The organism is Halotalea alkalilenta DSM 17697, assembly GCF_000621205.1.
GTDB classification, from domain to species: Bacteria; Pseudomonadota; Gammaproteobacteria; order Pseudomonadales; family Halomonadaceae; genus Halotalea; species Halotalea alkalilenta.
The window spans coordinates 89,941-100,881 of sequence record NZ_KK211235.1; the positions used below are offsets into that span (position 1 = coordinate 89,941).

The 10,941-nt window shown below is 63.4% G+C and carries 12 protein-coding genes; 4 read left to right on the forward strand and 8 right to left on the reverse strand.

Going from position 1 to position 10,941, the window contains the following annotated elements; genetic code table 11:
- The first annotated feature begins 5 nt into the window (after window positions 1–5).
- Window positions 6–785: a TSUP family transporter gene (locus tag Q376_RS0120350; RefSeq protein WP_027351851.1), complete on the forward strand. Its 780-nt coding sequence runs from the start codon at window positions 6–8 to the stop codon at window positions 783–785.
- Window positions 786–943: 158 nt separating this feature from the next.
- Complete coding sequence (locus Q376_RS0120355; RefSeq protein WP_027351852.1) at window positions 944–1,348, forward strand: pyridoxamine 5'-phosphate oxidase family protein; 405 nt, start codon at window positions 944–946, stop codon at window positions 1,346–1,348.
- A 210-nt stretch (window positions 1,349–1,558) separates the two neighbouring features.
- On the opposite strand, the gene pcsA is transcribed toward Q376_RS0120355, so the two are convergent.
- Both pcsA and mtgA read right to left on the reverse strand, forming a co-directional pair.
- Window positions 1,559–2,284: a phosphatidylcholine synthase gene (pcsA, locus tag Q376_RS0120360; RefSeq protein ID WP_245599014.1), complete on the reverse strand. Its 726-nt coding sequence runs from the start codon at window positions 2,282–2,284 to the stop codon at window positions 1,559–1,561.
- A 125-nt stretch (window positions 2,285–2,409) separates the two neighbouring features.
- A complete protein-coding gene (gene mtgA / locus Q376_RS0120365; protein WP_043449148.1) occupies window positions 2,410–3,141 on the reverse strand; it encodes a monofunctional biosynthetic peptidoglycan transglycosylase in 732 nt (243 codons plus the stop codon).
- Between the two features lie 167 nt (window positions 3,142–3,308).
- On the opposite strand from mtgA, the gene Q376_RS0120370 reads away from it, so the two are divergent.
- Window positions 3,309–3,836, forward strand: a complete 528-nt coding sequence (locus Q376_RS0120370) for a helix-turn-helix domain-containing protein (protein ID WP_027351855.1) — start codon at window positions 3,309–3,311, stop codon at window positions 3,834–3,836.
- Window positions 3,837–3,892: 56 nt separating this feature from the next.
- Window positions 3,893–4,822 carry a PLP-dependent cysteine synthase family protein gene (locus tag Q376_RS0120375; RefSeq protein WP_027351856.1) on the forward strand — a complete coding sequence of 310 codons (930 nt, stop codon included), beginning with the start codon at window positions 3,893–3,895 and terminating at the stop codon, window positions 4,820–4,822.
- Window positions 4,823–4,859: 37 nt separating this feature from the next.
- On the opposite strand, the gene fghA is transcribed toward Q376_RS0120375, so the two are convergent.
- From fghA to Q376_RS24575, 6 genes are all read right to left on the reverse strand, one after another.
- On the reverse strand, window positions 4,860–5,729 hold the full coding sequence (gene fghA / locus Q376_RS0120380) for an S-formylglutathione hydrolase (RefSeq protein ID WP_027351857.1): 870 nt from the start codon (window positions 5,727–5,729) through the stop codon (window positions 4,860–4,862).
- A gap of 233 nt (window positions 5,730–5,962) precedes the next feature.
- On the reverse strand, window positions 5,963–6,697 hold the full coding sequence (locus tag Q376_RS0120385) for a Crp/Fnr family transcriptional regulator (protein WP_027351858.1): 735 nt from the start codon (window positions 6,695–6,697) through the stop codon (window positions 5,963–5,965).
- A gap of 286 nt (window positions 6,698–6,983) precedes the next feature.
- Window positions 6,984–7,856: a succinate--CoA ligase subunit alpha gene (gene sucD, locus Q376_RS0120390; protein WP_027351859.1), complete on the reverse strand. Its 873-nt coding sequence runs from the start codon at window positions 7,854–7,856 to the stop codon at window positions 6,984–6,986.
- Complete coding sequence (sucC, locus tag Q376_RS0120395) at window positions 7,853–9,022, reverse strand: ADP-forming succinate--CoA ligase subunit beta (protein ID WP_027351860.1); 1,170 nt, start codon at window positions 9,020–9,022, stop codon at window positions 7,853–7,855. Before sucC ends, sucD begins: the two co-directional genes overlap by 4 nt.
- A gap of 260 nt (window positions 9,023–9,282) precedes the next feature.
- Entirely contained in the window at window positions 9,283–10,722 is a 1,440-nt protein-coding gene (gene lpdA, locus Q376_RS0120400) for a dihydrolipoyl dehydrogenase (protein WP_027351861.1), read from the reverse strand.
- An 81-nt stretch (window positions 10,723–10,803) separates the two neighbouring features.
- Window positions 10,804–10,941 (reverse strand): 2-oxo acid dehydrogenase subunit E2 (locus Q376_RS24575; protein WP_211266680.1); only part of this gene is annotated, 138 nt, incomplete at its 5' end.

Here is a 10,941-nt window from a genome sequence, read left to right on the forward strand (position 1 = left end):
CCTGCATGGAACTGGCCCTCGACTGGCACCTGATCCTACTGCTCGGCGGCGTCGCGCTGGTCGCCGGCTTCATCGACACACTCGCCGGCGGCGGCGGGCTGATCACCGTGCCCACGCTGATGCTCATGCAGGTACCGCCGATCAACGCGATCGCCACCAACAAGCTGCAGGGCAGTTTCGGCACGCTGATCTCCACCCTGACCTTGTGGCGACGCGGGCACATCGATCCCGCCAAGCTCAAGCGCCCGTTCATCTGGTCGCTGGCGGGCTCGGCGATAGGCGCGGTGCTGGTGCAGTGGGTCGACGCCAGCGCCTTGGAGATCCTGGTGCCGGTGGTGCTCACGCTGATCGCGCTCTACTTCCTGCTCGCCCCCGGCGCCGGCAGTATCGAACGCAAGCCGCGCATCGGCGAGCGCCTGCATCGGCGACTGGTGATCCCGCTGATCGGGTTCTACGACGGCTTCTTCGGCCCTGGCACCGGCTCGTTCTTCTCACTCTCCGAAGTCGCCCTGCGCGGCCGCGACCTGGTCACCGCCACCGCTACCGCCAAGGCGCTCAACCTCGCCAGCAACCTGGCATCGCTTGCGATCTTCATCCTCGGCGGCAAAGTGCTGTGGCTGGTCGGCGCCGTCATGGTGGTCGGCCAGTTCGTCGGTGCCTACCTCGGTGCCCGCGCGGTGGTCTCCGGCGGTGCGCGGCTGATCCGCCCGGTGATCGTACTGGTCTGTCTCGCCATGCTCGGCCGCTACGCCTGGCAGAACGGCCTGCTACCGACCTGGTTCTAAATCCTTGGCGTCACGGCCATACTCGATGCAGCGGGTCGCTCTTCATCGGGCAGAGCGCGGCGACATCACTAAAGCCAAAACAACCATGGTTAATTTGTTTTGTTTTGGTTTAAATAGGCTCTCTACAGTCAAATCATCATGCCAAGGAGCCTTTGAAGATGCCGACGCTCGACCAAGCAATGAAGCACATGCTCGCCACCCAGCTGCCAATTCAGTCGACCGTATCCCGTGAGGGCCTGCCCGACATCGGGCCAAAGCGCTCGCTGCGGATATATGACGACCACACGTTGATCTACAACGAGAATACGGGAGGGCAAACACTGGAGAATCTGCGCGCTGGCTCGCGGATCGCGGTAGCCGTGATTGACCGCGAGGCGCTGGATGGCTATCGCTTCATCGGGCAGGCCGAAATATATGACAGCGGAGCGCCTTACGACGACGCGCTCGCTTTCGCTGCAATGGCAGGAATGAAAAAGCCCAAGTTCGCGGTGCTGATCCGTATCGAACAAATTCATACCCTGCGCTCGGGGCCTGACGCGGGCAAGCTGCTCCAGGCCGGCTGAGCAGAACTAGCTCGGTCTTACCTGACCTGAACGAGCGACATGGGGAGGCGTCATCCGCGGTGAAAAGCCACGCCTCCCCTTTGCTCAGCGCCTTCCCCAACCCTATCAGCCGCGAATGCCCAAAAGACCAGTAGGCATGCGCCGAGCCACACCTCCACCCACCTCGGATCTTGATCGTCCGTGCCTGGGAAACGAGAGATTCCCCCTGACTCAAGCGCCCCATTCACGCGCGGTGCGCCAGACGCACATCGCGATGAAGTAGACCGAGGTCGCAGCCCATCCCCACAGCGCCCAGCTGGCGTGCACCGGGCTCGACAGCACAAGCGAAGTGGCGCATACGCACCAGAGCAGGGTGACGGCGATGTTGAGCGGCATGAACTGGCGCACTCGGAAGGGATGCAGGAACTTCATCCGGGTGAGGGTCAGCGCAGCGAGTACCACGATGATCGCGAAAGTGACGTAGGGCGGGAAGTCGAGGATGTAGAAGTAGGCGGCGATGATGTTCCAGGCGGCGGGAAAACCGACGAAGTAATTGTCCTGGCTCTTCATATTGACGTTGCAGAAGCAGAACATCGACGAGAGCAGGATGATCACCACCGAGAGCAGCTCGAGATAGGCCGGCAGCGGCACGAAGTAGTAGATGAAGATCGCCGGGATGAACGCCCAGGTGAGGTAATCGATCACCATGTCGAGGGTCGAGCCATCGAAGTGCGGCAGCACCGTCTTGACCTCGTACTTCCGCGCCAGCGTGCCATCCAGGCCGTCGACCATCATCGCGGCACCCAGCCATAGCAGGCAGGCAACCGGGTTGCCGTCGACCAGCGCAAGCAGCGCCATCATCCCCAGCACCACCCCGCTGGCGGTGATCGCATGCACGCTCCAGGCTTTCCAGATCGAGACGCGGGACCCGGTGTCGGGAGAAAGGGATTGAGTCACGTTCACTCCTGTGGAGGCGCCTTGCCCCCTTTGGTTTGGTCTGCGCGAGCGCGGCGAACGCTTGCACTGGGCGCGCACGCTACTACAGGTCGGTGGCGAGAGGGAAATCCGATACCGAGCCACCATCATTGCAGACGTTGAAGATAGCCTACCCCACCGAGCTGGCGCATCTGCCTCTCCACCCATTGGATGCGCTGGGCCACGCGGGCGTTAGGCCGCAGCGGGTCCCACACTCTTGGCGCCGGCAGCACCGCCGCCAGCCGCGCGGCCTGCCCTGTGCCGAGCTCGGCGGCGCCGATCCCGAAGTAGTGCCTGGCCGCGGCTTCGGCACCGAACACCCCGACGTCCCACTCAGCGAGATTGAGGTAGACCTCGAGAATCCGTTGCTTCGGCCACAGGAACTCTATCAGCAGGGTGAACCAGGCTTCGATCGCTTTGCGAGACCAGCTCGAGTCGCTCCAAAGCCATAGGTTCTTGGCGGTCTGCTGGCTTATCGTACTGGCACCGCGCAGCGAGCCCCCGCTGCGCCAGGCGCTCAGCGCCTGCTGGATCTGCTGCTGGTCGAAACCATGGTGAACGGGGAAACGCTGGTCTTCGGCGGCGATCACTGCAAGCTTGAGCTGCGGGGAAATATCGGCGTAGTCGACCCAGCGATAGTCGTAGCCCATCGCGCGCCCTTCACTGAGCGCTTGCAGTTCGCGCTCGATCATCACCGAAGATACCGGCACCGGCAGCCAGCGGAAAAGCAGCACGGAGAGTACCGAAAGCATCACGAACCCCACCGAAAGCCCTGCGATCCAACGTCCCAGCCTTGCGATGAAGGAAGGCGAGCGCGTACGGCGAGTGGCTCTGGGCATCGAGTTCTCGGCAAGTCGAAGGGGTGGGAAGTGGGATTATAGCCGTTCATCCGGCGCATTGTCCTCGCCGCAGCCGGCCCGGGGTGAAACCACGCCGCCCCGGTCGATTGCTTTTTCCGCCATCGTTCGATAAAAAGAACGTTCTTTTCATCGAACGAGATAAACCCATGGATCCAGCGCTGCGCGCCCGGCTCGGTGGCCGGATCACCCAGCTGCGCGAAGCACGCGGCTTCTCGCTATCGGCCCTGGCCGAGCGGGCGAACATGGCCAAGTCGAATCTCTCCAATCTCGAGCAGGGCCTCGGCAACCCGACCGTCGATACGCTCTGGCGCCTTGCCGGCACCCTCGGCGTGACCTTCGGCGAACTGGTCGATACCCTCGAGGCACCGCTGTCATTCGAGGAGTCGCCACCGAACGGCATCGTCACCACCCTGCTCTGCCGCCAGGGCGAAGGCGCCCGGATCGACGTCTACCTGATGCGCTTCGAGCGCGGTGCGCAACGGATCGCTGCCGCCCATCCGGCGGGGGTGATCGAGCACGCCCTGGTGCTCGCCGGCGAGCTCGAGCTGGGCGCGAACGACTCGCCCGAGCGCCTCGTTCGCGGTCAGACGAGCCGCTTTGCCGCGGATATCCCCCACTGCTATCGCAACCTGGGCGACACGGCCACGATCCTGCTGACGATCTTCTATCGCTGAGCCCGGCCCCGCTGATCCTCCAGGATGAAGACCCAACCACCTTCGAGACACGTCAAATGAAACTATCGAGCAGCCTGGCGCTGATTGGCCGAACCCCGCTGCTGGCACTGCATCGGCTCAGCCCGCCAGGCAGCACCATCTGGGCCAAGGCGGAATTCCAAAATCCCGGCGGCAGCATCAAGGATCGTCCGGCGCGCTACATCCTCGAACATGCCAGAGCCTCGGGCTCCCTGTCGCCGCGGCAACCCGTGGTCGAGATGACCAGTGGCAACATGGGCGCGGGCCTAGCGGTGGTCTGTGCCACCCTGGGCCATCCCTTCATCGCGGTGATGTCCTGCGGGAACAGCCCAGAGCGCGTACGCATGCTGGAGGCGCTGGGCGCCGAGGTGATCCTGGTCGATCAAGTCGATGGCCGGCCCGGCAAGGTCACCGGTGCCGATATCGCCGCGGCGACACTGCAAGCGAAGCGAGTGGCCGCCGACCGTGACGGCTTCTACGTCGACCAGTTCAACAACGACGGCAGTACCGCGGCTCATGAGCTGAGCACTGGGCCCGAGATCCATGCGGACTTGGGCGAAGAACTCAGCGCCTTCGTCGCCATCGTCGGCAGCGCAGGCACCTTCGTCGGCGTCTCCCGCTATCTCAAGCGCCAGCGCGGAGGCATCGTCTGCGCCGCGGTCGAGCCAGCCGGCGCCGAGGTGCTCGCCGGCCAACCGCTGCACAAGCCCCAGCACCTCATCCAGGGCACCGGATACGGCACACGGCCGCCCCACTGGGATCCCCGGCTCGTCGATGCCTACCTGGCGGTCACCGATGAGGAGGTCATCGACTACAAGCGCCGGTTGGCCCATCAGGAAGGTCTGCACGTAGGATATTCGTCGGCGGCCAACGTCTGCGCCTGCGTCAAGCTCATCCAGCGGGGCGGATTGGGCGATGCTCCGCAGGTGGCCACCCTCCTCTGCGATACCGGGCTGAAATATGCATGACCAAGACGACGACTGGCCGGCTGGTCGATGGCTGAACTCAGCCAAGCCGTTCGGCGTGGTAGCGCAGATGATCGTCGATGAAACTGGCAATGAAGAAGTAGCTATGGTCGTAGCCGGGTTGGCGACGCAGCCATAGCGGATGACCGCTCACCGCGCAGGCCTGCTCGAGCCGCTCGGTCTTGAGCTGGTGCTCGAGGAAGTCGTCCGCCTCCCCTTGGTCGACGAACAGCGCCAGGCGATCGGGCTGGCCGCTGCCGGCGAGGATCAGCTCGCAGGTGTCGTAGGCCTTCCATGCCTCGCGGTCTGCTCCCAGATAGCCCGAGAACGCCTTCTCTCCCCACGGCACCGCGGAGGGATTGACGATCGGTGAGAACGCCGACACCGAGGCGTAGCGCCCGGGGTTGCGCAGTGCAAGCACCAGTGCGCCGTGCCCGCCCATGGAATGGCCGAAGATCGACTCACGCTCGGCTAAATCGAAGTTCGCCCGCACTACCAGCGGCAGCTCCTCGAGGACGTAGTCGTACATCCGGTAGTGGTCGCGCCAGGGCGCTTCGGTGGCGTTGAGGTAGAACCCCGCACCCGAGCCGAAATCATAGGTGTCATGCTCGCCGGGCAGGTCGAGTCCACGCGGGCTGGTATCGGGGCAGACGATCGCGAGGCCGAGCTGGCTGGCGAGCCGATGGGCGCCCGCCTTCTGCATGAAATTCTCATCGGTGCAGGACAGCCCCGAAAGCCACCAGAGCAGCTTGGGCCGAGGATGGGCGGCCTGATCCGGCAGGAAGATGCCGAAGATCATCGGGCAGTCGAGTACCCGCGAGTAGTGGCGAAAACGTTTGTAGACGCCGCCGAAGCTCTTGTTGGAGGAGAGCTCTTCGACGACGGTGACGTCTTGACTGGACTGGCTCATTGCGCGGATTGCCTCTATTGCCGAGGCGCACCGGGCCGAATGGCGCGGCACGCGTTCAAGGGGGATGACCAGCGAGGATGCCTCGCGGATGGCCCCTAGTCTAGCCAATCCACGGGCCAGGCATTAAAGGGGGCCGATGACGGGAGATCATCGCCATGGGGCAAAGCTCCCTGCATCCTCTTTCCGATCCGCCATTGGCGTATCACCCTGCCGCGCGGCGCGCCCGGCCTGGCTCAGTAGTAGAGCCTTCGCATACCGTCGCTCATCGAGTTGGCCGAGAATCTCGCTACCTGGGAGATGCGCTCGGGATCCGGCAGTTCGATGCGGTTGCGATGACGATAGATCAAACCCTCCTCGCGCAGGTCCGAGAAGGTACGGCTGATATGCACAGCGCTCAGGCCAAGGATGTCGGCGAGCACCTGCTGCGACAGCGGCAGTTCGAACTGGTTGCCGATGCCTCGATCGATACGCTTGAGCCGCACGTACATCTCGAAGATGAAATGCGAAAGCTTCTCTCGCGCGGTGCGCCGTCCAAGATTCACCAGGCGCTCGGTGAGCAGCGTCTGGTTGCGTGCGGAGATCGACAGCAAGGTCGAACCGAGCCGCGACGAGCTCTTGAACATGTTGCTCAGGCGGTCCATCGACAGCCGGCATACCACCCCTGAGGTCAGCATGTTGACGTTGGCCAGCCGGCAGGCGAAAGAAAAATCGGCCAGCCCAATCACATCCCCAGGCAGATAGACGTCGAGTACCTGCCGGGTGCCGTCGTTCATGTCGCGATAGGAAATCGCCCAGCCCTGGCTGATCGCGTACAGATCGTTGGTTTCGTCTCCTTCTTTCCAAAGCGTCGTCCCCGCCGATACCCTCAGCGGCTCTTTCTCGAGCTCAGCAAGAATCTCCATATCACCATCGCTCAATTCCCCGTAATGACTGAACTGGGAAACGATGCAGCTTTCTCGATGCGTCATGGTCTGCGGTCCACAATCTTGGTTATCGTCGTTCTTAATACCGCAATTGATAGTGAATCGGCACCCGCCAGCGCACCGAACTCCCTGCTGCACGCTCTGCACAGTCGCCTGTCCATCGACGCAACCAGTTGATTCGCGCGGAGGTATTGTCAATCGTCACAGCACGCGGGCGGTATAACCTGAGTTATGTAAAACCACTTTGCGATGCTTTTTTTCGGCCCAAGAAAAATGCCGGTCGCCTTGAAGGGCGCCCGGCATTCTGATCATCGGCTAGCGGCCACAGCGATTACCAGCCGGTGACTTCCTTCAGCGCATCGCCGATCTGCGCCAGCGAGCGTACGGTCTTGACCCCTGCGGCCTCGAGCGCGGCGAACTTCTCATCCGCAGTGCCCGCACCACCGGAGATGATCGCCCCAGCGTGGCCCATGCGCTTGCCGGGAGGCGCGGTGACGCCGGCGATGTAGGAGACCACCGGCTTGGTCACGTGCTCCTTGATGTAGGCCGCGGCCTCTTCCTCGGCGGTACCGCCGATCTCGCCGATCATCACGATCGCCTCGGTCTGCGGATCCTCCTGGAACAGCTTGAGGATGTCGATGAAGCTCGAACCCGGAATCGGGTCGCCGCCGATACCGACGCAGCTCGACTGACCGAAACCGTGGTCGGTGGTCTGCTTGACCGCTTCGTAGGTCAGGGTGCCGGAGCGCGAAACGATCCCTACCTTGCCGGGCTGGTGGATGTGTCCCGGCATGATGCCGATCTTGCTCTGCCCAGGGGTGATCACGCCCGGGCAGTTCGGCCCGATCAAGCGCACGCCGAGCTCATCGCACTTGACCTTGACCTGGAGCATGTCGAGGGTCGGGATGCCTTCGGTGATGCAGACGATCAGCTTGATCCCGGCGTTGGCCGCCTCGAGGATCGAGTCCTTGCAAAACGCAGCCGGTACGTAGATCACCGAGGCTTCGGCGCCGGTCTTCTCGACGGCTTCCTTGACGGTATCGAACACCGGCAGCTCGAGGTGGGTCTGGCCCCCCTTGCCCGGGGTCACGCCACCGACCATCTTGGTGCCGTATTCGATCGCCTGGGAAGAGTGGAAAGTGCCCTGGCCGCCGGTGAAGCCCTGGCAGATGACCTTGGTGTTGCTGTCGATGAGGATGCTCATTGGTTGCCCCCTGCTGCTTTGACGACCTGCTGAGCCGCGTCGGTCAGGCTGGTTGCCGCAATGATGTTGAGACCGCTATCGGCCAGTTTCTTCGCACCCAGTTCGGCGTTGTTGCCTTCCAGGCGTACGACCACGGGCACTTCGACACCCACCTGCTCGACCGCGCCGATGATGCCCTCAGCGATCATGTCGCAGCGCACGATGCCGCCGAAGATGTTGACCAGCACCGCTTTGACCGAATCGTCCGAGAGGATGATCTTGAACGCCTCGGCGACGCGCTCCTTGGTCGCACCGCCACCTACGTCGAGGAAGTTGGCCGGCTGGCCGCCGTTGAGCTTGATGATGTCCATGGTGCCCATGGCGAGACCGGCACCGTTGACCATGCAGCCGATGTTGCCGTCGAGCGCGACGTAGTTGAGCTCCCACTCGGCGGCGTGCGCCTCGCGCTCGTCCTCCTGGGAGGGATCGCGCATCGCGCGCAGGTCCGGATGACGATAGAGCGCGTTGGAGTCGAGATTGATCTTGGCGTCGAGGCAGTGCAGGTCGCCCTGCTCGGTGATCACCAACGGGTTGATCTCGAGCAGCGCCAGATCCTTTTCCTCGAACATCTTGGCGAGGCCGAGGAAGATCTTGGTGAACTGGCCGAGCTGGGTCTTGTTCAGCCCCAGCTTGAAGCCAAGCTCACGCGCCTGGTAGGGCTGCGCGCCGACCAGCGGATCGATGGTCGCCTTGAGAATCTTCTCGGGGGTCTCGTGCGCGACCTTCTCGATCTCGACGCCGCCCTCGGTCGAGGCCATGAACACGACCCGGCGGCTGGAACGATCGACCACCGCGCCCAGATAGAGCTCGTTGGCGATGTCGGTGCACGACTCGACCAGGATCTTGGCGACCGGCTGGCCCTTCTCGTCGGTCTGGTAGGTCACCAGGTTCTTGCCCAGCCACTGCTGAGCGAACGCCTTGGCCTCGTCGCGGCTCTTGACCAGCTTGACCCCGCCGGCCTTGCCGCGCCCACCGGCGTGGACCTGTGCCTTGACCACCCACATATCGCCGCCGATCTTGTCACAGGCAGCGGCGGCATCCTCGGGCGTATCGACTGCAAAGCCCTTGGATACCGGCAGGCCGTAGTCGGCGAACAGCTGCTTACCCTGATATTCGTGAAGGTTCATCGTCTCTCATGCCATTGGTTGCATTGGACTGTTTACGACCGCAGCCGCCATGGACGCTGCCTGGCTCGGCGCCTGGAAGATACCCTCCCGGACGTCACACAGGGTCCTTGCATACGTAAGTCTCTCGACGGCCTCGCATGCGTCGGCTTGCGGGTCGCGTTGATGCGTTCGCGCAGGAGGCCAAGGCTTGAGCGCCTGGGCTCGGAGCGCGACGCGGCGACACCGATAGACGAAGAGGGCCTCGAGGCCCTCTTCGAATCTCACTTGCGCTTCTTGCGATTGGCCATGTGGATGGCGTGACCATCCACCGCCAGTGCTGCTTCGTGGATCGCTTCCGAAGTGGTCGGGTGAGCGAAACAGGTCAGCGCCAGATCCTCGGCACTCGAGCCGAACTCGAGCGCGATGACTCCCTGGGCCACCAGTTCGCCGGCGTGCTGGGAGAGGATGTGGACGCCCAGCACACGGTCGGTCTTGGCGTCGGCGATCACCTTGGCCATGCCTTCCGGTGCGTTGTTGGCCAGCGCCCGGCCATTGGCCGAGAACGGGAAAGTACCGACCTTGTAGTCGACCCCTTCGGCCTTGAGCTGCTGCTCGGTCTTGCCGACCCAGGCGACTTCCGGCGAGGTGTAGATCACGCTCGGGATCGCCTCGTAGTTCATCTGCGCTTTATGCCCGGCGATGATGTCGGCCACCATCACGCCCTCTTCCGAGGCCTTGTGCGCGAGCATCGGGCCGCGAACCACGTCGCCGATCGCGAATACGCCATCGACGCTGGTGCGGCACTGCTCATCGACCTTGATGAAGCCGCGCTGGTCGAGTTCGACGCCGGCGTCATCGGCGAGCAGCTTCTCGGTATAGGGCTTGCGGCCGACGCAGACGATCAGCTTGTCGAAGGTCTGGGTCTTGTCGCCCTCCTTGTCGGCATAGCGCACTTCGACTTCGTTGCCCTTGACCTCGCTGCCGGTGACCTTGGCGCCGAGTTTGATCTCGAGGCCCTGCTTGGCGAGCAGCTTCTGGGCTTCCTTGGCGATCTGAGCATCCACCGAGGGAAGGAACTCCTCGAGCGCCTCGATTACCGTGACCTCGCTGCCGAGACGACTCCATACCGAGCCGAGCTCGAGACCGATCACCCCTGCGCCGATCACGCCGAGCCGCTTCGGCGCCTCGGTGAACTCGAGCGCACCGCTCGAATCGACGATGATGTCGCCGGTCATCGGCGCCGGTGGGATGTTGACCGGCACTGAACCGGAGGCGATCACTACCTGGCTCGCCTCGTACGTCTCGACGCTGCCGTCGTGGCCCGTGACTTCGACCTTCTTGCCGGCGAGCAGCTTGCCGGCGCCCTCGAGCGCGGTGACGCCGTTGGCCTTGAACAGCATGCTGATGCCGCCGACGTTCTTGTTGATCACCTGCTGCTTGAACTCGAGCATCTTGGCGACGTTGGTCGATACGTCGCCGACCTCGATGCCGATCTCGGCGAAATGATCACGCGCCTCGACGAACTTGTGCGAGGTCTCGAGCAGCGCCTTGGAGGGAATGCAGCCGACGTTGAGGCAGGTGCCGCCGTGGACGGTCTTGCCTTCCTTGTTGACCCACTTCTCCACGCAGGCGGTCTTCAGTCCGAGCTGTGCGGCACGGATGGCGGCAACATAGCCGCCAGGGCCCGCGCCGATGACGATCACATCGAATTTATCGGCCATGAAATCTTCCCGATCCTTTGTTTACGACCCGCTCCGGAGAGCGGAGCAGGCCAATGACTAATCAGACGAGCAGGGCGCCGCTCAAACCTCGAGCAAAAAGCGCGCCGGATCCTCGAGCAGCTCCTTGACCGCGACCAGGAACTGGACCGCGTCCTTGCCGTCGATCATCCGGTGGTCGTAGGAGAGCGCCAGGTACATCATCGGCCGGATCACCACCTG

What these genes read in the sequence shown, in the direction of transcription:
- Q376_RS0120350 (WP_027351851.1), top strand. Translation starts at nt 6, where the DNA reads ATGGAACTGGCCCTCGACTGGCACCTGATCCTACTGCTCGGCGGCGTC.
- Q376_RS0120355 (WP_027351852.1), top strand. Translation starts at nt 944, where the DNA reads ATGCCGACGCTCGACCAAGCAATGAAGCACATGCTCGCCACCCAGCTG.
- mtgA (WP_043449148.1), bottom strand. Translation starts at nt 3,141, where the DNA reads ATGCCCAGAGCCACTCGCCGTACGCGCTCGCCTTCCTTCATCGCAAGG.
- Q376_RS0120370 (WP_027351855.1), top strand. Translation starts at nt 3,309, where the DNA reads ATGGATCCAGCGCTGCGCGCCCGGCTCGGTGGCCGGATCACCCAGCTG.
- Q376_RS0120375 (WP_027351856.1), top strand. Translation starts at nt 3,893, where the DNA reads ATGAAACTATCGAGCAGCCTGGCGCTGATTGGCCGAACCCCGCTGCTG.
- fghA (WP_027351857.1), bottom strand. Translation starts at nt 5,729, where the DNA reads ATGAGCCAGTCCAGTCAAGACGTCACCGTCGTCGAAGAGCTCTCCTCC.
- Q376_RS0120385 (WP_027351858.1), bottom strand. Translation starts at nt 6,697, where the DNA reads ATGACGCATCGAGAAAGCTGCATCGTTTCCCAGTTCAGTCATTACGGG.
- sucD (WP_027351859.1), bottom strand. Translation starts at nt 7,856, where the DNA reads ATGAGCATCCTCATCGACAGCAACACCAAGGTCATCTGCCAGGGCTTC.
- sucC (WP_027351860.1), bottom strand. Translation starts at nt 9,022, where the DNA reads ATGAACCTTCACGAATATCAGGGTAAGCAGCTGTTCGCCGACTACGGC.
- lpdA (WP_027351861.1), bottom strand. Translation starts at nt 10,722, where the DNA reads ATGGCCGATAAATTCGATGTGATCGTCATCGGCGCGGGCCCTGGCGGC.